The sequence below is a fragment of the Streptomyces cellostaticus genome, assembly GCF_023630175.1.
GTDB classification, from domain to species: domain Bacteria; phylum Actinomycetota; class Actinomycetes; order Streptomycetales; family Streptomycetaceae; genus Streptomyces; species Streptomyces cellostaticus_A.
Map to the genome: position 1 here is coordinate 150252 of NZ_JALLIN010000002.1, position 21078 is coordinate 171329.

Annotated in this window: 18 protein-coding genes; 11 read left to right on the top strand and 7 right to left on the bottom strand. The window is 72.9% G+C overall.

What is annotated here, in order from left to right; genetic code table 11:
• Window positions 1–70: 70 nt before the first annotated feature.
• A complete protein-coding gene (locus tag MXD57_RS01845; RefSeq protein WP_250399460.1) occupies window positions 71–691 on the top strand; it encodes a 5-formyltetrahydrofolate cyclo-ligase in 621 nt (206 codons plus the stop codon).
• Window positions 692–761: 70 nt separating this feature from the next.
• On the opposite strand, the gene MXD57_RS01850 is transcribed toward MXD57_RS01845, so the two are convergent.
• Window positions 762–3638, bottom strand: a complete 2877-nt coding sequence (locus MXD57_RS01850; RefSeq protein ID WP_250399461.1) for a penicillin acylase family protein — start codon at window positions 3636–3638, stop codon at window positions 762–764.
• A gap of 202 nt (window positions 3639–3840) precedes the next feature.
• Between MXD57_RS01850 and MXD57_RS01855 the strand changes: the two genes are divergently transcribed.
• From MXD57_RS01855 to MXD57_RS01880, 6 genes are all read left to right on the top strand, one after another.
• The gene (locus tag MXD57_RS01855; protein ID WP_250399540.1) at window positions 3841–5346 is read left to right on the top strand and encodes a potassium/proton antiporter; all 1506 of its coding nucleotides are present in this window, start codon (window positions 3841–3843) and stop codon (window positions 5344–5346) included.
• A gap of 281 nt (window positions 5347–5627) precedes the next feature.
• The gene (locus MXD57_RS01860; protein ID WP_250399462.1) at window positions 5628–6926 is read left to right on the top strand and encodes an MFS transporter; all 1299 of its coding nucleotides are present in this window, start codon (window positions 5628–5630) and stop codon (window positions 6924–6926) included.
• Window positions 6927–6993: 67 nt separating this feature from the next.
• The gene (locus MXD57_RS01865; RefSeq protein ID WP_250399463.1) at window positions 6994–7311 is read left to right on the top strand and encodes an FmdB family zinc ribbon protein; all 318 of its coding nucleotides are present in this window, start codon (window positions 6994–6996) and stop codon (window positions 7309–7311) included.
• A gap of 102 nt (window positions 7312–7413) precedes the next feature.
• Window positions 7414–8247: an S-methyl-5'-thioadenosine phosphorylase gene (locus tag MXD57_RS01870; RefSeq protein ID WP_250399464.1), complete on the top strand. Its 834-nt coding sequence runs from the start codon at window positions 7414–7416 to the stop codon at window positions 8245–8247.
• A gap of 164 nt (window positions 8248–8411) precedes the next feature.
• Window positions 8412–9017, top strand: coding sequence for a hypothetical protein (locus MXD57_RS01875; RefSeq protein ID WP_250399465.1), 606 nt, complete (start codon window positions 8412–8414; stop codon window positions 9015–9017).
• A 189-nt stretch (window positions 9018–9206) separates the two neighbouring features.
• Window positions 9207–9632, top strand: a complete 426-nt coding sequence (locus MXD57_RS01880) for a large conductance mechanosensitive channel protein MscL (RefSeq protein ID WP_374114638.1) — start codon at window positions 9207–9209, stop codon at window positions 9630–9632.
• 202 nt (window positions 9633–9834) lie between these two features.
• Here the strand turns inward: MXD57_RS01880 and MXD57_RS01885 are convergent, their stop codons facing one another.
• Entirely contained in the window at window positions 9835–10023 is a 189-nt protein-coding gene (locus MXD57_RS01885) for a hypothetical protein (RefSeq protein ID WP_250399467.1), read from the bottom strand.
• Window positions 10024–10114: 91 nt separating this feature from the next.
• Here MXD57_RS01885 and MXD57_RS01890 point away from each other — a divergent pair, with 91 nt between their 5' ends.
• The 4 genes from MXD57_RS01890 to MXD57_RS01905 all read left to right on the top strand — a co-directional run bounded on the left by MXD57_RS01890 (window position 10115) and on the right by MXD57_RS01905 (window position 14765).
• A complete protein-coding gene (locus MXD57_RS01890) occupies window positions 10115–11353 on the top strand; it encodes a low temperature requirement protein A (RefSeq protein WP_250399468.1) in 1239 nt (412 codons plus the stop codon).
• A gap of 64 nt (window positions 11354–11417) precedes the next feature.
• On the top strand, window positions 11418–12461 hold the full coding sequence (locus MXD57_RS01895; RefSeq protein ID WP_250399469.1) for a P1 family peptidase: 1044 nt from the start codon (window positions 11418–11420) through the stop codon (window positions 12459–12461).
• A 177-nt stretch (window positions 12462–12638) separates the two neighbouring features.
• Window positions 12639–13859, top strand: a complete 1221-nt coding sequence (locus tag MXD57_RS01900) for a L,D-transpeptidase (protein WP_250399470.1) — start codon at window positions 12639–12641, stop codon at window positions 13857–13859.
• A 159-nt stretch (window positions 13860–14018) separates the two neighbouring features.
• A complete protein-coding gene (locus tag MXD57_RS01905) occupies window positions 14019–14765 on the top strand; it encodes a DUF6227 family protein (RefSeq protein ID WP_250399471.1) in 747 nt (248 codons plus the stop codon).
• 104 nt (window positions 14766–14869) lie between these two features.
• On the opposite strand, the gene MXD57_RS01910 is transcribed toward MXD57_RS01905, so the two are convergent.
• The 5 genes from MXD57_RS01910 to MXD57_RS01930 all read right to left on the bottom strand — a co-directional run bounded on the left by MXD57_RS01910 (window position 14870) and on the right by MXD57_RS01930 (window position 21052).
• A complete protein-coding gene (locus MXD57_RS01910) occupies window positions 14870–15151 on the bottom strand; it encodes a hypothetical protein (RefSeq protein WP_250399472.1) in 282 nt (93 codons plus the stop codon).
• 110 nt (window positions 15152–15261) lie between these two features.
• A complete protein-coding gene (locus tag MXD57_RS01915; RefSeq protein WP_250399473.1) occupies window positions 15262–17373 on the bottom strand; it encodes a PTS fructose transporter subunit IIABC in 2112 nt (703 codons plus the stop codon).
• A 241-nt stretch (window positions 17374–17614) separates the two neighbouring features.
• Complete coding sequence (gene pfkB / locus MXD57_RS01920) at window positions 17615–18562, bottom strand: 1-phosphofructokinase (RefSeq protein ID WP_250399474.1); 948 nt, start codon at window positions 18560–18562, stop codon at window positions 17615–17617.
• Window positions 18559–19320, bottom strand: a complete 762-nt coding sequence (locus MXD57_RS01925; RefSeq protein ID WP_250399475.1) for a DeoR/GlpR family DNA-binding transcription regulator — start codon at window positions 19318–19320, stop codon at window positions 18559–18561. Before MXD57_RS01925 ends, pfkB begins: the two co-directional genes overlap by 4 nt.
• Before the next feature lie 208 nt (window positions 19321–19528).
• Complete coding sequence (locus MXD57_RS01930; RefSeq protein ID WP_250399476.1) at window positions 19529–21052, bottom strand: MFS transporter; 1524 nt, start codon at window positions 21050–21052, stop codon at window positions 19529–19531.
• Between the last annotated feature and the right edge of the window lie 26 nt (window positions 21053–21078).

Here is a 21078-nt window from a genome sequence, read left to right on the forward strand (position 1 = left end):
GCAGGGAATCTGTGGCTCCGGCCAATTGGTACTCATATGAACACATTGAGGAAGGGGTGCGGAACGACCAGTGGAACACGACGGACGCACGGCCGAGCCTGACAAGCGGACATTGCGGCGGGAGTTCCTCGCGGTGAGGAGCAGGTTGCCGGAGGGTGTCGTCCGGGCAGCGGGCGAGGCGCTGGCCGGGCGCGCCCTGGAGCTGCCCGAACTGGCGGGGGCGCGCACGGTGGCGGCCTATGTCTCCGTCGGCGCGGAACCCGGCACGCGCGCCCTGCTGGACGCCCTGCGCGCGCGAGGCGTGCGCGTCCTGCTCCCCGCCCTCCTGCCGGACAACGATCTGGACTGGGGAGAGTACACCGGACCGGACTCCCTCGCGCGGATCCAACATGGCGGAAAAATGGCCCTGTTCGAGCCCTCGGGCGAGCGTCTCGGCCCGGCCGCCGTGACGGGCGCGGACGTCGTCCTGCTGCCCGGGCTCGCGGTCGACGCGCGCGGGATGCGCCTGGGGCGCGGCGGCGGTTCGTACGACCGGGTGCTGGCGCGTCTGGAGGGCGCGGGCGCGGGGCCCGCCCTCGTGGTGCTGCTGTACGACACCGAGGTCGTCCAACGGGTCCCGGCGCAGGGCCACGACCGGCCGGTGCACGCGGTGGTGACGCCGTCGGGTGTGCGCCGCTTCACGGGCGCCTGAGCGGCCCCGGTACGCCGGACGGCCCCGCACACGGGTGTGCGGGGCCGTCCGGCGTTCGTGCGTCCGGGGCTCAGGGCCTGAGGACGAGGGTGTCGCTCGTGCTCCTGCCGACCGCCCCGTCGGAGAAGGCCCAGGGCAGCAGTTCGCCCTTGGCCCACTTGCCCGTCTGGTCCGTGTAGTGCGCGCTGAAGGCGTGCCCGGAGGCGCCGGTCAGGTTGATCCACTTGGACTTGTCGAGGTCGGCGAGGTTGACCACCATCCGCATCGACGGCACCCACACGACGCTGTAGCCGCCGGCGGCGTTCCAGCCGGAGGCGTTGACGGCGGCCTCGCCGCCGCTGAGCTTCCAGGGACCGCGGTTGAGGACGTACTGCAGGGCCTTGGGGCCCCCGGTGCCGAGCGTCTGGTTCTTCAGGAACAGGCGGTGCAGCCGGCCCCAGCTCCAGGTGTCGATGTCCTTGCCGAGCTTCGCGGTCAGCTCCCAGCGGGCGTCGATCATGGCGCGGGCGAACAGCGAGTCGCGGTCGGTCGCCGCGGGGCGCGTGCCCCGCTCCGGCGTCTTCCACCAGTCGCTGTCCGGCTTGTCCATCAGCTTGCGCACGACCTCGAACCAGCGGTCGCCACCGTCCGGCTGCGCCTGGTCGGCGTCGCGCTCACCGCACTCGCGCACCTTGGTGTCGTCGTCGACCGGCCCGGTGCTGTCGACCTTGTCGACCCACAGGCACTGCCCCTTGACGCGCAGCTCCTTGGGGAGCTTGTTGCCGAAGGCGAGCTTGAGGACGTTGCGCCAGACCGCGTTGAAGTAGGCGGCGGCCGCGGAGTCCGCGTCCTGGGTGTAGTCCCAGCCCTCCAGCAGCTTCTGGGCGTCGCGGACGGACTTGTCGTCCAGGTCGATCTTCAGCAGCTTGGGCACCAGCAGCTTGGCGATCTCGCTGCTGTTGTCCATCTGCATCTGCCGCATGTCGTCCGTGGAGATCCTGCCGCCGTCCTTGATCTTGGACTCGATCAGGTCGGTGATGCGCTGGCTGCGGGTGCCGTAGCCCCAGTCGGTGGTCAGCGTGTAGGGGTACTTGTCCTTGTCGACCACGGCCTGGTTGGCGGTGACGATGTAACCGCGCGCGGGGTCGTACTCGTAGGGCAGCTCGTCCTGCGCGACGAAGCCGGTCCAGCGGTACTTGGCGTCCCAGCCGGGCACCGGGACGGAGCCGTCGGCGGCGGAGGAACGCGTGGGGATCCTGCCGGGCAGCGTGTAGCCGATGTGGTTCTTGGTGTCGGCGTAGATCAGGTTCTGCGAGGGCACGTCGAACAGGGCCGCCGCCGCCCGGAAGTCGCTCCAGCCGGCCGCCTTGTCGAGGGCGAACACGGCGTCCATCGAGGTGCCCGGGTCCAGCGCCGTCCAGCGCAGGGCGATGCCGTAGCCGTCGCCGCGGTCGGGGGCCGCGGTGTCGACGCCGGCCCGCCGGCCGACCTGGACGAGCTCGTCGTCGCGGTCGGACAGCAGGGGCATGCCGTCGGCGGTCTGCCGCACGACGATCTTCTTGGCCTCCCCGCCGGCGACCTTGATGGTCTCCTCACGGGTCTTGAAGGACCGGACCTTGCCGTCGTACAGGTAGCCCTCACCGGAGACCTTCTCCAGGTACAGGTCGCTGACGTCGACGCCGGAGTTGGTCATGCCCCAGGCGATGTCCGCGTTGTGCCCGATGATCACACCGGGCATACCGGCGAACGTGTATCCGCTGACGTCGTACTGGCACTTGGCGGAGACGCTGCGGCAGTGCAGGCCCATCTGGTACCAGACGGACGGCAGCGACGCCGACAGGTGCGGGTCGTTGGCCAGCAGCGGCTTCTTGGTGATCGTGTACTTCCCGGAGACCACCCAGGAGTTGGAGCCGATGCCCTGGCCGTTCACGCCGACGGCGGCGGGGACGTCGTCGAGGACCTTGTAGAGGCCCGCGAGCTGGCTGGTGAGGGCCGAGCCGGCCGCGCTCCGGGTGCCCGTGCCGGTACCCGTCGCGCCCGACCCCGTGCCGGTACCCGTCGCGCCCGACCCCGTGCCGGTGCCCGTCGCGCCCGTGCCGGTGCCCGTGGTGCCCTGCGAACCGGTCGTGCCCGTGGCGCCCTGCGTGCCGCTCGCGGCGCCGCTCTGCTGGAAGGACTTGGACAGCTCGCTGTACTGCCCCTCCTGCACGATCGGCTTGTTGCGGCTGTAGGGGTACTCCGGGTAGAGGTCCGCGATCTGCCGCGGGTCCAGGCGGCTGGTCATCAGGGCGCGGTCGATCTCGTCCTGCATGTTGCCGCGCAGGTCCCAGGCCATGGCCTTCAGCCAGGAGACGGAGTCGACCGGCGTCCACTCGGCGGGCCGGTAGTCGTTGGTGAGGCCCAGGGCGGCGTACTCGAGGGAGATCTCCGCGCCGTCCTTGCCCTTGAGGTAGGCGTTGACACCCTTGGCGTAGGCCTGGAGGTACTTCTTCGTGGCGGGCGACAGCTTGGTGTCGTACTCCTGCCGGGCGACCCGGTCCCAGCCGAGCGTGCGCAGGAACTCGTCGTTCTTGACCTGGCTCCTGCCGAACATCTCCGACAGGCGTCCGGAGGTCAGGTGGCGGCGCACGTCCATCTCGTAGAACCGGTCCTGCGCCTGGACGTAGCCCTGCGCCATGAACAGGTCCTCGTCGGAGGAGGCGTAGACCTGCGGGATGCCGTTGCCGTCGCGCTTGACGTCGACGGGGCCCGACAGGCCGTCGAGCGTGATCGAGCCCTTGGTCTGCGGGAAGGAGGCCCGGACGGTGCTGATCGACCAGTACGCCCCGAAGGCGATGCCGCCGATGACGGCCAGGACGAGCACCAGCACGAGAAGTCGGGCCTTGCGCCCCTTCTTCCTCCCGGTCGTGCTGGGCGCGACACCCGTCGTGGCGGTGTCACCCGTTGTGGCGGTGGTGTTGGGGGGCATCGCTGTCCTTGCTGTCCTAACGCGAGCGGCAGGCGGTCCTGGAGTGCTGGAGCAACCATAGGCGCAGGGCCCGATCGTGCTTGACGCGGAGTCGGGAACCGGAAAGCACAGGCGTTCGATCTCGCCCGCACAAGCGTCAAGAAAGCGTCAAGAGTTAGGTAAGGTAACGAAGTAACCGGAGAAGCAAGGGGAGGAACCGCCGCTGAACGTTCACCACCTCAACCAGTTCCTGCTCGTCTGCTCCCTCGTCCTCCTCGTCGCCGTCGTGGCGGTCCGGATCTCCTCGCGCAGCGGGCTCCCCAGCCTGCTCGTCTACCTGGGCATCGGCGTCGTCATGGGCCAGGACGGCCTCGGCCACGTGAGCTTCAACAGCGCCGCGCTGACCCAGCTCATCGGGTACGCGGCCCTGGTCGTGATCCTGGCCGAGGGCGGCCTCGGCACGAAGTGGAAGGAGATCCGGCCGGTTCTGGCGTCGGCCTCCGTACTGGCCCTGGTGGGAGTCGGGATCAGCGTCGCGGTCACGGCGGCGGGCGCGCACTTTCTGGTGGGGCTGGACTGGCGGACGGCGCTGATCATCGGGGCGGTGGTGTCGTCGACGGACGCCGCCGCGGTCTTCTCCGTGCTGCGGCGCGTCCCGCTGCCCGCGCGCGTGACGGGCACGCTGGAGGCGGAGTCCGGCTTCAACGACGCCCCGGTGGTCATCCTGGTCGTCGCCTTCGCCTCGACCGGCCCGATCGAGCACTGGTACGTCCTGCTCGGCGAGATCGCGCTGGAACTGGCCATCGGCGCCGTCCTGGGCCTCGCGGTGGGGTGGTTCGGCTCCTGGGGCCTGCGGCACGTCGCGCTGCCCGCCTCCGGTCTCTACCCGATCGCCGTCATGGCCATCGCCGTCACCGCGTACGCGGCCGGCGCCCTGGCCCACGGCAGCGGCTTCCTCGCCGTCTACCTGGCCTCGATGACGCTGGGCAACGCGCGGCTGCCGCACTGGCCCGCCACACGCGGCTTCGCGGAGGGCCTCGGCTGGATCGCCCAGATCGGCATGTTCGTCATGCTCGGCCTGCTCGTCACCCCGCACGAGCTGGGCGACGACATCTGGCCGGCGCTGATCATCGGGCTGGTGCTGACCATGGTGGCCCGGCCACTGAGCGTGGTGCTCAGCCTGGCCCCGTTCCGGGTGCCGTGGCCGGAGCAGGCGCTGATGTCCTGGGCGGGCCTGCGTGGCGCCGTGCCCATCATCCTGGCGACCATTCCGATGGTGACGGGTGTCGGTGGCAGCCGCCGCATCTTCAACATCGTCTTCGTCCTGGTCGTCGTCTACACCCTCCTCCAGGGCCCGACCCTGCCGTGGCTGGCGCGCAAGCTGCGCCTGGGCGAGCAGGGCGAGGCGTCCGACCTCGGCATCGAGTCGGCGCCCCTGGAGCGGCTGCGCGGCCATCTGCTGTCCCTCGCGATCACCGAGCACTCCCGGATGCACGGCGTCGAGGTCAGCGAACTGCGGATGCCGCCGGGCGCCGCCGTCACGCTCGTCGTCCGCGAGGGAGAGTCGTTCGTCCCGCTGCCCACGACGGTGCTGCGGCACGGGGACGAGCTGCTGGTGGTGGCCACCGACCCGGTGCGCGACGCGGCGGAACGGCGTCTGCGCGCGGTCGCGCGGGGCGGCAAACTGGCGGACTGGCTGGGCGGGGCCGGGGCGGGCGGCTCCCGTTAAGGGGAGGTTTCACACCGTTCACACCACCTTCAATCCCAGGTGACAGCCCCGGATGGTGCTCGTTTTCACAGGGCCGCCATGCGGTGATCCCTGTACAATCAAGGCGCACCCTGATCGAACCAACTCTGCCTGACGCAGAGCTGGCGCGACCGTATGGCGGCCGGGTCGCCCCCAACTCACCGAGGGCACCGGTATCTACCGCAGTTCCGCGCATGAGGACAGCTCTCGGCGCCCGGACCCGCACGGGACCCGCGCTACCAGGCGGCAGAAAGGCACGGGCCGTGGGATCCACGGTCACCACCTCCGTTCCGGAGAAGACCTCTCCGGCGCCGCCCCGTCCCGGATACGGACAGCTGCTGCGCACCCGCGGCGCCTGGACGTTCCTGCTCCCCGGCTTCGCGGCGCGCCAGCCGTTCGCGATGCTCACCCTCTCCATCGTGCTGCTGGTGCAGCACACCACCGGCTCGTACGGCGCGGCAGGCGCCGTCGCGGCCGCGACCGGCGTCTCGATGGCGCTGTTCGCCCCCTACAGCGGCCGCCTCGCCGACCGCTACGGGCAGCGCGCGGTCCTCGTCCCCGGGGTCCTGGTGCACACCCTGTCGGGCCTCGCCCTGACGGCGCTCGCGCTGGCGCACGCGCCCCTGTGGGCGCTGTTCGCGGCGGCCGTGCCGACCGGCGCCTCGGTGCCGCAGGTCGGCCCCATGGTGCGTGCGCGCTGGGGCGTGAAGCTCCAGGGCTCGCCGCTGATGACCACCGCGGCCGCCTTCGAGTCCGTCACGGACGAGCTCACCTTCGTCCTCGGGCCGCTGCTGGCGACCGCGCTGTGCACCGCCGTCGCCCCGTCCGCGGGCCTGGTGACCGAGGCGGCGCTGACCCTGGTCGGCGGCCTGCTGTTCGCGGCGAGCAGGAGCACGCAGCCGCCGGTGAGCGCCGGCGTCGGGCACGCTCGCGTGCGGCACGACTCCGCGCTGCGCGTCCCCGGGGTGCGGGTGCTGATCGTGACCTTCCTGGGCATCGGGGCGGTCTTCGGCGGCATGCAGGTGTCGCTGGCCGCGTTCACCGAGTCGATCGGCGAGCCCGGCCTGAACGGCGTCCTGTACGGCGTCTTCGCCGCGGGCAACATGCTCTCCGGTGTCGTCTGCGGCGCGATCGCCTGGAAGGCCGCGCCGCAGCGCCGCCTGGTCGTGGGGTACGCCGGGCTCGCGCTGACCGCGTCGGCGCTGTGGACGGCGCACTCGGCACCGCTGCTGGCCGGCCTCGGCCTGCTGGTCGGCATGTGCATCGCGCCGTCCCTGATCACCGGCTACACGCTGGTGGACGGCCTGGTCCCGGCCGCGGCCCGGACCGAGGCGTTCACCTGGCTGACCGGCGCCGTCGCGCTCGGCCAGGCGGCGGCGGTCACGGTCGCCGGGCAGCTCGAGGACCGGCTGTGGGACGGCGCCGGTTTCCTGGTGCCGATGGGCGGCACGGCACTGGCGCTGGTCACCCTGGTGGCCCTGCGTTCCCGGCTGGCCGCCCGGCCGCAGAGCCGCACGGTCGCACGTGGCGTCGGTCACCGCGTCCCCGTCACGGTGGACTGATCCCCGGGAATGCGTCACTATGGACCGTCGTTAGCACTCATCGAGTGAGAGTGCCAGGAGGAAGACAGTGCCGACCTACCAGTACCAGTGCACCGAGTGCGGCGAGGGCCTCGAGGCGGTGCAGAAGTTCACCGACGACGCCCTCACCGAGTGCCCCGGCTGCGGTGGCCGCCTGAAGAAGGTGTTCTCCGCCGTCGGCATCGTCTTCAAGGGCTCCGGCTTCTACCGCAACGATTCCCGCGGCTCCTCGTCGAGCAGCAGCCCGGCGTCCAAGCCGGCCACGTCGTCGGCCGGCTCCTCGTCGGACGCGAAGTCGGCCGCGCCGGCTTCCTCGTCGTCCTCGACTACGTCGTCGTCCGGGTCCACCAGCACCTCCGCGGCCTGATCCTCCGCTCCCCGGGCCCTGCCGTCCTGCGCGACGGCGGGGCCTTCGGCATACCCCGGTACCGGCTCCACCGCGCCGTCCCGGGCAGCTAATGTGCTCGTCATGGCGAACGCAGAGATCGGTGTAATCGGCGGCTCGGGCTTCTACTCGTTCCTCGAGGACGTGACCGAGGTCCAGGTGGACACCCCCTACGGGCAGCCCAGCGACTCCCTCTTCCTCGGCGAGCTGGCCGGCCGGCGGGTCGCCTTCCTGCCCCGGCACGGCCGCGGCCACCATCTGCCGCCGCACCGCATCAACTACCGGGCCAACCTCTGGGCCCTGCGCTCGGTCGGTGTGCGTCAGGTGCTCGGCCCCTGCGCGGTGGGCGGGCTGCGCCCCGAGTACGGACCGGGCACCCTGCTCGTGCCCGACCAGTTCGTCGACCGCACGAAATCCAGGACGCAGACCTACTTCGACGGACTGCCGCTGCCCGACGGCACGGTGCCCAACGTGGTGCACGTGTCCATGGCCGACCCCTACTGCCCGGCCGGGCGGGCCGCCGCGCTCAAGGCGGCCCGCGGCCGGGGCTGGGAGCCGGTGGACGGCGGCACGCTGGTCGTGGTGGAGGGACCGCGCTTCTCAACCCGCGCGGAATCGCTGTGGCACCGGGCGCAGGGCTGGTCGGTGGTGGGCATGACGGGCCATCCCGAGGCGGCCCTCGCCCGTGAGCTGGAGCTCTGCTACTCGTCACTGACCCTGGTCACCGACCTCGACGCGGGCGCCGAGAGCGGCGAGGGCGTCTCGCACGAGGAAGTGCTCCAGGTGTTCGCGGCCAACGTGGACCGGCTGCGGGACGTGCTGTTCGACGCGGTGGCCGCGCTGCCGGAGACCGGGGCGCGGGACTGCCTGTGCGTGAACGCGCTGGGCGGGATGGACCCGGGGTTCGAGCTGCCGTGACCTGACGGGCGGGGCCGGGGAGCCGGGGCGCGCGGCCGATCACCCCTTCGGGTGGGCCGGTTGTCCACAATCCGCCGGCCGTCCACCGGTGCCGGCGGGGTCCGGTCCGAGGCGTCATCGTGGCAGCGCAAGCCCGACCCTCCTCGTCGCCGGCGGTGACTCCCATGACTGTGGCCTCGTCGTACCCCGCTCCTGCCGCGCCCGCTTCCGCGCGGCCGCGCTCCCCCGCCCCGCCGGCCGTCCGGCTGCCCCGCCCGCTGGGCACCGACGCTCCGGAGACCTGTGCGGTGCCGCCCTTCGCCCCGGTGCGGGTGCGCGGCGGGCGGTACGGACTGGAGCGGCTGGTACGGCGACGTGGGCGCGCCCTCGCGGCCGGCCTCGTGGTGACGGCGGCCGCGCTGGTGGCGGCGGGCCCCCGGACCGCTGACGAGCCGCACCGGATCGACCGGGCCCGCGGGCATCCGGCCACCCGTCCCGAGCAAGCTCCTCGGACGGCGGACGTGGTGACGGCCCCGGTGCGGATCGCCGACGCCGCCACCGTGCGGCTGCTGCGGCCCGGTGACCGGGTCGACGTCATCGCCGCCGAGGACACCTCGGCCGGGGACGCCGCCCGGGTGCTGGTGCGCGGCGCCCGGGTGACGAAGGTGCCCGAGCCCCTGACGGGGGCGGCCGAGAGCGGTGCCCTGGTCGTGCTGGCGGTGCCGCGCCCCGCAGCGGCGGGGCTCGTGGGGGCGAGCGCCACGGCGCGGCTGGCGGTGACGCTGTGCTGAGCCGTGCGGCCCATTGCTCCTTCAGTCCGCTTTCCCTACATGGGGACAAGCTGCGGAATTGGACACGGGGACCCCACCGTGCCGTAGGTTGCGGAGCGTTTCGTTCCATGTCCTGCGCACGTGAGGAGTGCTCCCGAGGTGATCGCGAAGAGGGAACCCACCGTCTGGGAGGGCTTCAAGGCCTTCCTGATGCGCGGGAACGTCGTCGACCTGGCGGTCGCGGTGGTGATCGGCGCCGCCTTCACGAACATCGTCAACGCGGTGGTGAAGGGGCTCATCAACCCGCTGGTCGGGGCCATCGGCACGAAGAACCTGGATCACTACACCTCCTGCCTGAAGGACCCGTGCGTGGTGAACGCGGACGGGTCGGTGAAGAGCGGTGTGCCGATCATGTGGGGCTCGGTCGCCGGGGCCACGCTCAGCTTCGTGATCACGGCCGCGGTGGTCTACTTCCTCATGGTCCTGCCGATGGCGAAGTACCTGGCACGGCAGGAGGCCCGCAGGAAGGAGCGCGAGGGCACGCAGGAGGTCATCGAGGTGACCGAGCTGGCGGTCCTCAAGGAGATCCGCGACGCCCTGGTCGCGCAGCGCGCGGCGGGCCACGACGAACGCTGAGGGCTGCCCGGCGATCCCCGGTGGATCGGCGCACGGCTTCGGATGCGGTGCGCCGCGAGGCGGAGGGTCGCCCTCGCACTCGGGCGCGTCCGGGTGGTCCGACGACGCGGCGAGGTGCCGTCGGCGTCGCCGTGCGCCCGCCGGGGACCGCGGGACACCCCCCGGTGCCGCGCGCGCCGACGGTGCGGCTCCGCCCGGCGGTTCAGATGTGGTGCGGCGGCTTCTCGTCGAGGAAGCGCCTCAGGTCGCCGGCGCCGTCGCCCTCCGGGCGCTCGCCCCACCCGCGGTCGGTGTCGTCGGAACTCTGCCGGTTCAGCGGGTCGTCGAAGATGAGCGCGGCCTTCGGGTCACGCTGCTCGGGCTCGGGGGCGGGCTCGCGGGCGGTGCTCATGCCTCAAGGGTACGGCCCCGGCCCACCGCCCTCCCGGGGTCGTGAATCGGTTCACAAGATTTCGTCCCTGTTTTCTGCTGTCCTGGAAGACATGACGTCGAGTTCCGCTCCGCCCCCCGCCTCGCCGGGCGCACAGCAGTCCCAGGGGCTCCTGCGGCGGCTCACCGCACGCGGCCGCGACGAGGCCCACCGCGCCGCCTCCCCCCTGGAGCTCTTCTTCGACCTCTGCTTCGTCGTGGCCATCGCCCAGGCGGGCGCCCAGCTCGTGCACACGGGGGCCGCGGGGCACGTGGCCGAGGGAATCCTGAACTACGCGATGGTCTTCTTCGCCATCTGGTGGGCCTGGATGAACTTCTCGTGGTTCGCCTCGGCGTACGACAACGACGACGCGCTCTACCGGGTCGTCACCCTGGTGCAGATCGCCGGTGTGCTGGTGCTGGCCGCGGGCGTCGCCCCGGCCTTCGAGCGACATGACTACCTGGTGGTCTGGCTCGGTTACGCGATCATGCGGCTGGCGATGGCCGCGCAGTGGCTGAGAGCGGCCGCCTCGGCCGAGGGGGCGGAGCGGACCACGGCGCTCAGATACGCCGGCGGCGTGCTCCTGTGCCAGATCGGCTGGCTCGGGCTCGTCCTGCTGCCCCAACCGGCCCGGCCCTGGGTGTTCCTGGTGATGGCCGTCGCGGAACTATGCGTACCGGTCTTCGCGGAGAAGGTCCACGAGACGTCCTGGCACGCGCACCACATCGCCGAGCGGTACGGCCTGTTCACCATCATCGTGCTCGGCGAGACGGTCGCGGCGGCCACGGTCGCCGTGAAGTCGGCGCTGGACGGGCACGACGCCCTGGCCGAGCTGCTGCCCATCGCGGCCGGCGGCCTGCTGATCGTCTTCTCCGCCTGGTGGATCTACTTCGTGGTGCCCATCCACGGCCATCTGCGGTCCAACGCCCAGGCGTTCCTGTGGGGCTACGGCCACTACCTGATCTTCGCCTCGGCCGCCGCGATCGGCGCCGGCCTGGAGGTGTCGGTGGAGCAGACGGTCGGCCGGACGCACATCTCGACGCTGTCCGCCTCCGCGGCCGTGACGCTGCCGACCGCGCTGTACCTGCTGACGGTGTGGGCGCTGCACTCGCGGCACTTCAAGTCCGGCATCCGCCAGCAACTGGTGCTCCCGGTCACGGCACTGCTGGTGATCTGCTGCACCTTCCTCGGCGCGTGGGCGGTGCTCGCGGCGGGGCTGGTGTCGGCGGCCTCGGTGGCGGCCGGCGTGACCCTGACGGCGCGCCGGACCGCCCGCGCGCGGCGCCCGGGCACCACCGCCCCCGCCGCCTGACCGCCCAACACCCGGGCCCGCCCGTGCTCTCCCGCCCGGGCCCGGTTGGGCCACACTGGCCCGCATGACAGTCGACGCGCTGACGGATGTCGCCGGGCTGCGGGTGGGGCACGCCACCCGCACCGGGGACGGCTGGCTCACCGGCACCACGGTCGTGCTCGCACCCGAGGGAGGTGCCGTCGCCGCCGTGGACGTGCGCGGCGGCGGCCCCGGCACCAAGGAGACCGACGCCCTCGATCCACGCAACGTGGTGCAGCGGGTGGACGCCGTCGTGCTGACCGGCGGCAGCGCGTACGGGCTCGACGCGGCGTCCGGGGTGATGGCCTGGCTGGAGGAGCGGGGGCGCGGGGTGCCGGTGGGGGCGGACCCGGCGCACGTGGTGCCGGTGGTCCCCGCCGCATGCGTCTTCGACCTGGGCCGGGGCGGGGACTTCCGGGCCCGTCCGGACGCCGCGACGGGCCGCGCGGCGGTGGAGGCCGCGGCGGCGAGCGCCTTGGGCGCCCGGGTGCCGGAGGGGTCCGTCGGGGCCGGGACCGGTGCGGTGGCGGGCGGGCTGCGGGGCGGGGTGGGTACCGCGAGCACGGTCCTGGACCGCGGGGTGACCGTGGCCGCGCTGGTGGTGGTGAACTCCGTCGGTTCCGTCACGGATCCCGCAACGGGGGCCCTCTACGGCGAGTTGCTCCAGGGGCGGGTGGAGTACCCGCGGCCACGGGTGCACGAGGCCGCGCGCCGGCGCCTGGACGAGGCGGCGGCGCGGAACGCCCCGCCCCCGCTCAACACGACGCTCGCGGTGGTCGCGACCGACGCGGACCTGGGCAAGGCGCAGGCGCAGAAGCTGGCGGGCACGGCGCACGACGGCATCGCGCGCGCGGTGCGGCCGGTGCACCTGCTGCACGACGGGGACACGGTCTTCGCCCTGGCGACGGGCGCCCGCCCGCTCGGCGGCGGGCATCCGCTGGAGCTGAACGACGTCCTCGCGGCGGGTGCGGACCTGGTGACGCGGGCCATCGTGCGGGCCGTGCGCGCCGCCGAGCCGTTCTCGGGGCCGGGTGGAGTGTGGCCGTCGTACACGGAGTTGTACGGCGAGCGGCCGACGCCCGGCGGGTGAGCGGCGCGGACGGACCGGCGGCGGGCCCGGGAGCGTGGCTCCCGGGCCCGCCGGATTGTCCCGGTTCTGTCACCGGACGGCGCAGGCGGGCTCCGGCGGGAACCCCGCCGGACCCGGAGACCTCTCTCCCCACGTACTGGAGCGGATCAAGCGCATCACACGAACTGGGAGCAGCCCGTGACAACGCCGGACATGCCAACGCGGCGCGTACTGGGGGCCTGTGCCGCCCTGGTGGTCGGCGCCCTCACCCTGACGGCCTGCGGCGGCGACGCCAGCGCCTCCGGCGAGGACGGCAAGAACGGCAAGGGCCCGGGGACGACCTCCACCGCCGACATCGTGATCTCGGCCAAGGACGGATCGACCGGCGCGTCCATCAACGCCACCGGCGTCAAGGTCAGCGACGGCCGGCTGACCGACGTGAGGATGACCGTGTCCGGGTCCGGCCGGGCGGTGCCGGGGACGATCTCGGCGGACGGCCACACGTGGAAGCCGAAGCAGCAGCTCGAGCGCGGCACGAAGTACCGGATAGCGGCGACCGCGAAGGACGGCGACGGGCGCACCGCCGCGGCCAACTCCATCTTCACCACCGTCTCCTCGGCGAACAGCTTCATCGGCACCTACGCACCGGACGACGGCACCACCGTCGGTGCGGGCATGCCGGTGTCCTTCACCTTCGACAAGTCGATCAGTGACCGCAAGGCCGTGCAGTCGCGCATCACGGTCGTCTCCAGCAGCGGCCAGCAGGCCGTCGGGCACTGGTTCGGGGACCGCCGGCTGGACTTCCGGCCGCAGGAGTACTGGAAGGCCGGCTCCAAGGTCACGATGAGGATCGACCTGGACGGGGTGCAGGGCGCCCGGGGCGTCTACGGCGTGCAGAAGAAGACGGTGACCTTCACCGTCGGGCGCTCGCAGGTCTCCACGGTGGACGTCCGCACCCAGACCATGACGGTGGTGCGGGACGGCCGGACGATCAGGACCCTGCCGATCTCCGCGGGCAGCCCGCAGCACACCACGTACAACGGGCAGATGGTGATCTCCGAGAAGTTCGTGCAGACCCGGATGAACGGCTCGACGGTCGGCTTCGGCGGGGAGTACGACATCGCGGACGTCCCGCACGCGATGCGCCTGACCTCGTCGGGCACGTTCCTCCACGGCAACTACTGGTACAACAAGGGCAACCCGCCGTTCGGCCGGGAGGGCACCAGCCACGGCTGCGTGGGCCTCGCGGACGTGCAGGGCGCCCAGGGCGACACCACGGCCAAGTGGTTCTACGACCACTCGCTCGTCGGGGACGTCGTGATCGTGAAGAACTCCCCCGACAAGACGGTGGCGCCGGACAACGGCCTCAACGGCTGGAACCTGTCATGGAGCGACTGGACCGCGGGAAGCGCCGGCTGACCGGCGGGTTCTGACGTCGCGTGGGGCCGGCGCGGGAACTCCTCGCACGGCCCTCGCGTTCTCCCCGCATACGTTTTCTCGGATCGGGGGACATGATGTCCGACCGAGGGGCTACGGTATGCACCCACTAGGTGACATGCAGCAACGCCGGGAGAAACCTTGAGCGTTCCGTACGAGACGGCAGCGTACGAACCAGCCGAGTCGCCCGAGTCTCCGGAGGAGCACCTCGCGCGGCTCCTCGGCCGCGCCCTGAACTCCTTCGAGCTGCCCGACGAGGTGCTCCGCGTGCTGGAGTGCGCCCTGGCGCACGACGGCTCCCTGCACTCCGCCCACCACAGCGCGGGCCTGCACCGGGAGACCTACCGGCACACCTGGCTGCTCGCCGACGGCTCGGCGGTGACCCTGTGGGAGCTGGTGCACAACACCGCGCCGGGCGGTGGGACGCAGCACGAGGTCTACGTCGACGAGGAGGAGCTGCGCACCGCGACCGGCCGGCTCGCGCTGCCGCCGGAGGCGCCGGACTTCGAACTGCCCGTGGTGACGCAGCTCTCCGCGATACCCGAGCCCCGGCACGTGTACGCCCCGGACGACACGGCGGACCACGCGCGCCGGCTGCTGCGCCGCGCGGAGAACCCCGACCGGCCGGGGGCGGAGGTGGCGGCCCTGCTGGCGACGGCGTCCGCGCACCAGATCACCCAGGCGTTCGGCCGGCCCGGGCGGGCCGGCCGGGCCGGGCTCAGCTTCGCGCTGTACGAGCACGCGTTCCTGCTGCCGGACGGCGGCGAGGTCTCCCTGTGGGAGGTGGAGCACACGGCGACCCCCGACGGGCGGCACATGTGCGAGGTCTACCCGTCCCAGGAGGCGGCCCGGGACGCCATGGAGCGGCGGGCCGAACGGCGGATCTGAGCCTCCCCGCCCGGCAGCCAGTGGCCCGGCAGCCAGTCACCCGCCAGGACCCCCGGCCCGCGAGGTCCGCCGGTCCCGCCTCGCCCGCGCCGGCTCGAGGGCCGTCAGCGGCCGCCGAGCCGGCGTACCAGGCCGGCGAAGGCGTCCTGCTCCTCCGGGCTCAGCTCGACGGACTCCCTGGAGGGCCCGGCCTGCGGTTGGTCCGGGAGGGCGGGAAGCGCCGGGAGGACCGGAAACACCGGGACGGCGGCGGCCCGACGCCGTCCGGTGATGGCCTCGGCACGGAATCGACGCAGCAGGCGCATCACGATGACGGCCCAGACGACGCCCGCGGCGGTGAGGACGGCCGCGCCGGTCAGCTGGAGTGTCGAGACGTGCTCAGGCATGCCCCCCAGTAGACACCACGGTCCGGGACTTCGGCCCCGGACCGTGACGTATCTCGCAGGTGCCGTGAACAACTCACAGCGCGCCAAAGGGACAAGAGGCACGGTTCCGGTCAGGCGGCGACCGCCTGCTTCGTGCCCCGCGCCGCCGTGGCGGGACCGGTGGCGGGGTCGTCGGAGGCGGTCCCGGGCACCGGCCGGCGCATGCCCTTGAGGACGACGACCAGGACCGCGGTGGCGCAGACGCCGGCCGCGACGGCGATCAGGTAGAGGAACGGGTTGCCGATCAGCGGAACCACGAAGACGCCGCCGTGCGGGGCGCGCAGCGTGGCACCGAAGGTCATCGACAGCGCACCGGTCAGGGCGCCGCCCACCATGGCGGACGGGATGACCCGCAGTGGGTCCGCCGCGGCGAACGGGATCGCGCCCTCGGTGATGAAGGAGGCGCCCAGCACCCAGGCGGCCTTGCCGTTCTCGCGCTCGGCCCGGGTGAAGAGCCTGCCGCGCACGGTCGTGGCCAGGGCCATCGCCAGTGGCGGGACCATGCCGGCGGCCATCACCGCGGCCATGATCTTCATCGCGGAGTCGCTCGGGTCGGCGACCGCGATGCCGGCGGTGGCGAAGGTGTAGGCCACCTTGTTCACCGGCCCGCCCAGGTCGAAGCACATCATCAGGCCGAGCAGGCCGCCGAGCAGGACGGCGTTGGCGCCGGTGAGGCCGTTCAGCCAGTCGGTCATGCCCTTCTGCGCCGTGGCGATGGGCTTGCCGATCACGACGAACATCAGGAACCCGACGATCGCCGAGGAGATCAGCGGGATCACCACCACCGGCATGATGCCGCGCAGCGCCGCCGGGACGCGGATCCGCTGGATCGCCAGCACCACACCGCCGGCGATCAGGCCGGCCGCGAGTCCGCCGAGGAAGCCCGCGTCGATCGTCAGTGCGATGGAGCCGCCCACGAAGCCCGGGACGAGACCGGGGCGGTCCGCCATGCCGTAGGCGATGTAGCCGGCCAGGACCGGGACGAGGAAGGCGAAGGCCACGCCGCCGATCTGGAACAGCAGGGCGCCCCAGCTCGCGGTCTGGGTCCACCCGAAGTGGTCCGTCACGGAGGGCGCCTTGTCGATCCCGTAGCCGCCGATCGCGAAGCCGAGGGCGATCAGGAGGCCGCCCGCGGCGACGAAGGGGACCATGTAGCTGACGCCGCTCATCAGCCACTTGCGGAGCCTGGTGCCGTAGCCCTCGTGCGCGTCGCCGGCCCGCTCGACCGGTGTGCTCGCGGAGGCGGCGCCGACCTCGCCGCGCGCGGCCCTCTCCCTCACCTCGGTGATGAGTTCGCCGGGCCGGTTGACGCCCGCCTTCACACCGACGTCGACGGTCGGCTTGCCCGCGAAGCGGTCCTTGTCGCGTACCGGGACGTCGTGCGCGAGGATCACGCCGTCCGCCGCCGCGATCACCTCCGGGTCCAGCCGGGTGAAGCCGGCCGAGCCCTGGGTCTCGGCGACCAGCTCGGCACCGGCCTCGCGGGCCGCGTTCTCCAGCGACTCGGCCGCCATGTAGGTGTGGGCGATACCGGTCGGGCAGGAGGTGACGGCGACGATACGGAAGGGCCGCTCTTCCGGGACGGAACCGGCGCCGGGGCCGGGGCCGGAACCGGTTCGCGCGGTGGCCGCCGGGACCGGTCCCCCGGCGTCCGACGGCTCCGGCGCACCGCCCGCCGCGGCGTCGGCGGAGGCCGCCCCCGACGCCGCGGCGGTGCTCTGCGGGGCGAGGTCGCCCGGCGTCCGGTCCCCGCGGATGAGCGCCGCCGCCGTGCCCGCGGCGTCCACGGATCGCAGCGCGTCGGTGAACTCGGCGTTCATCAACTGCCGGGCCAGCGACGAGAGGATCGTCAGGTGGGCGTCGTCGGCACCGGCCGGGGCGGCGATCAGGAAGATCAGGTCGGCGGGGCCGTCCGCGGCGCCGAAGTCGATGCCGTCGGCGCTGCGGCCGAAGGCGAGCGTCGGCTCGGTGACACGGGTGCTGCGGCAGTGCGGGATGCCGATTCCGCCGTCGAGGCCGGTGGGCATCTGCGCCTCACGTGCGGCCACGTCGGCGAGGAAGCCGTCCAGGTCGGTCACCCGGCCGAGGGCCGCCATACGCTCGGCGAGTGCGCGCGCCGCCGCTTCCTTGGTGTCGGCGGACAGGTCGAGATCGACCAGGTCCGCGGTGATCATGTCGCTCATCGCGGGCTCCAATGCACGCGTATCGCCCGGGAAGTGGGGTGGGCGGGGGTGGGGAGGGGGGTGAGGACGGGGGAGGCTGCGGGGAGGGTGGAGCCGGGGCCGGGTGGCCCGTGCCGTCCGGGGCCGGTCGCGTCGGGCGCCGGGGCGTCCTGGCGACCGGGCTCGTGCGGGGCGGGGACGGCGGGGCGGGCGGGTCGCGGGCTGCCGCCCAGGTGCCTGCCGCCGGGGCGGGTGCCGCCGGTCATGGCGCCGGCTCCCCGAGTTCGCGGTCGACGGGGATGTCGGCCGTGACCGTGACCGCCGCCGGGTCCAGGTCGGCGGGGGCCGGCATCACGCTGCCCGGGAGCCGCACGGCGGCGGCGCCGTGGGCGACGGCGGAGGCGAGGGCCCGGGGGCCGCTGCCGCCGGCGATCAGGAAACCGGCGAGAGAGGAGTCACCGGCTCCCACGTTGCTGCGGACGGCGGGCACCCGCGCGTGGCCGAACCAGGCGCCCGCGCCGTCCACCAGTAGCTGCCCGTCGGCGCCCAGGCTCGCGAGCACGGCGCCCGCGCCCATCTCGCGCAGCTCCTCGGCGGCCTTCAGCGCGTCGCCCACCGTCGCCAGGGGGCGTGCGACGGCTTCCGCGAGCTCCTCGGCGTTGGGCTTCACCACGTCGGGGCGGGCGCGCAGCGCCTCCTGCAGTGCGCGCCCCGAGGTGTCCAGGGCGATCCGTACTCCCCCGGCGTGCGCTCGGCTGACGACGTCGGCGTACCAGGAGGACGCGAGTCCCCGGGGCAGGCTGCCGCAGCACGCGATCCAGTCGGCGTCGCGCGACTGCCGGCGAACGGTGTCCAGGAGCAGTTCCTGCTCGGCGGGCGACAGGTCCGGCCCCGGTGCGTTGATCTTCGTCAGCACCCCGTCCGCCTCCGCCAGGGCGACGTTGGAACGGGTGGCTCCGGCGACCGGGACGGGCGCGACCTCGATGCCCTGGGCGTGGAGCAGTTCGGCGACCAGTGCGCCCGGCGCACCTCCCAGGGGCAGGACGGCGACCGTGCGCCGTCCGGCGGCGGCAACGGCGCGCGAGACGTTCACGCCCTTGCCGCCGGGGTCCATGCGCTCACCGGTGGCTCGGACGACCTCGCCGCGCTCCAGGGAAGGCACCTCGTAGGTGCGGTCGAGGGACGGGTTGGGGGTGACGGTGAGGATCATGCGCGCACCACTTCCGTGCCGCCGCGCTCGATGTCCGCGGCGTCTTCCCGGCTCAGCCCTCCGTCGGTGATCAGCAGGTCCACATCGCTCAGCCCGCCGAAACGCGCGAAGTGCTCCTGGCCGTGCTTGGCGGAGTCGGCGAGGAGGACCACACGGCGCGCGGCGGCGACGGCCGCGCGCTTGACCGCGGCCTCGGCGAGGTCCGGGGTGGTCAGGCCGCGCTCGGCGGAGAAGCCGTTGGCGGCGACGAACAGGACGTCCGCGCGGATCTCGCCGTAGGCGCGCAGCGCCCAGGCGTCCACGGCGGCCCGCGTGCGGTGCCGTACCCGCCCGCCGATCAGGTGGAGCTGGATGCCGGGGTGGTCGGCCAGGCGGGCGGCGATGGGCAGGCTGTGCGTGACGACGGTGAGGGCGGACTCCAGCGGGATCGACGCGGCCAGCCGTGCCACCGTCGTGCCGGCGTCGAGGATCACCGTGCCCCCGGCGGGCAGCTCGGCGAGAGCGGCCTTGGCGATGCGGTCCTTCTCGTCGGCGGCGGTCGACTCGCGCTCGGTGAGGTCCGGCTCGAAGTCGAGGCGGCCTACGGGGATGGCCCCGCCGTGCACCCGGCGGACGAGGCCGGCCCGGTCGAGGGCCTTCAGATCGCGGCGGATGGTCTCCGCCGTCACCTGGAACTCCTCGGCCAGCGACAGCACGTCCACCCGGCCGCCGTCGCGGGCGAGGCGGAGGATCTCCTGCTGTCGCTCCGGTGCGTACATGCCCGTTTGCCTCCATCTCATGCCCGAATGTGTGGTTTCACTGGGAGACTACGCCCGGAATTCCGGAAAGTAAACAAGTCCGGGCGCGATTCGGGCATGAACGGACTTCCTCTTCCCCCGGCCGCACTCACGGAAGGTGCCGGGCACGGCGAGGACGGGCCCGGCACCTTCCGCTTCCCGGTGCCGGGCCCGTCCTCGCCGCCTCCGCTCAGGCCGCCGGCTCGGGCACCTTCCGCGCCACCGGGGCACCGCCGGCGGCCCCCTCCACGTGCTGCGCCGGACGCTTCGGCAGGGCGGACATCAGCAGGAAGATCGCGGCCAGGATCCCGGCGACCCACCACAGCGCGTGCTGGAAGCCGTGCACGAAGGCGGGGCCCACCTGGGCCGGGGTCAGCCGGTCGCCGATCACTCCGAAGAACACGACCGAGACCAGGCCGAGGCCGAGCGCGTTGCCCATCTGCTGCACGGTGTTGATCAGACCGGACGCCGAACCGGCGTGCTCGCGCGGCACCTCCGAGAGCACCGCGTCCGTCAGCGGGGCGACGATCAGTCCCATGCCCGCACCCATCACGACCAGCGGGAACGCCATCTGCCAGGAGGCGATGGACAGGCCGTAGCGGTGCGACTCCCCGATGTAGAGGAGCACACCCGCCGCCATCAGCAGCGCGCCCGCCCGCAGCACCTTCCGGCCGAACCGCGGTACCAGCTTCTGCACCGACAGCCCGGCCGCCGTGGACACCGCGAGCGAGAACGGCACACCGGTCAGGCCCGCCCGCAGCGGGCTCCAGCCCAGGCCGACCTGCATGTACAGCGTCCAGACCAGGAAGAAGATGCCGAGCGCGACGCCGAAGACGGTCTGCACGGCGATGCCGGCCGCGAAGCTCTTCACCCGGAACAGGGACAGCTCGATCAGCGGCGAGCCGTCGCGGGCCGCCTTGCGCCGCTCGTAGGCCACCAGCGCCGCGAACACGCCGAGCGCGCCGACCATGCACAGGTGGCCCCACAGCGGCCAGCCCAGCTCGCGGCCGCGGGTCAGCGGGTAGAGCAGCATCAGCAGGCCGAGGGTCACCAGGGCGACGCCGACCAGGTCGAGCCTCAGTGCCTTCGGCGCCCGGGACTCGGTGATGAAGCGGCGGCCCAGGAGGAAGGCGACGACGCCGACGGGGAGGTTGATCAGGAAGATCGGCCGCCACTGAAGCCCGAACAGGTTCCACTCCGTCAGCAGGGCGCCGAGCAGCGGGCCGGACACCGCGCCGAGGCCGACGACCGCGCCGAACAGGCCGAAGACCTTGCCGCGTTCATGGGCGGGAAAGGTGGCGTGCACGATCGACAGGACCTGCGGCACCATCAGGGCCGCCATGCCGCCCTGCAGGATGCGGGAGGCGACCAGCATCTCCGGATCGGCGGCGAAGCCGCACAGGGCGGAGGCCAGGGTGAAACCGCCGATGCCGACGAGGAACAGCCGCCTGCGGCCGTGGATGTCGCCGAGCCTGCCGCCGGTGATCAGGCCCGCCGCGAAGGCGAGGGCATAGCCCGCCGTAATCCACTGGATCTGGCCGAGCGAGGCGCCCGCGTCCTGCTGGATCGAGGGGATCGCGATGTTGACGATCGTGACGTCGACGAGGTCCATGAAGGCCGCCGTCATCACGATCGCGAGCGCGAACCAGCGGCGGCGGTCGGCGGGGCCCGCCGCGTCCTGCCGGGCACCGGGGGTGTGTTCCGTGGAGGTCATGCGTCCAAGCTAGGACCGCAATAGGT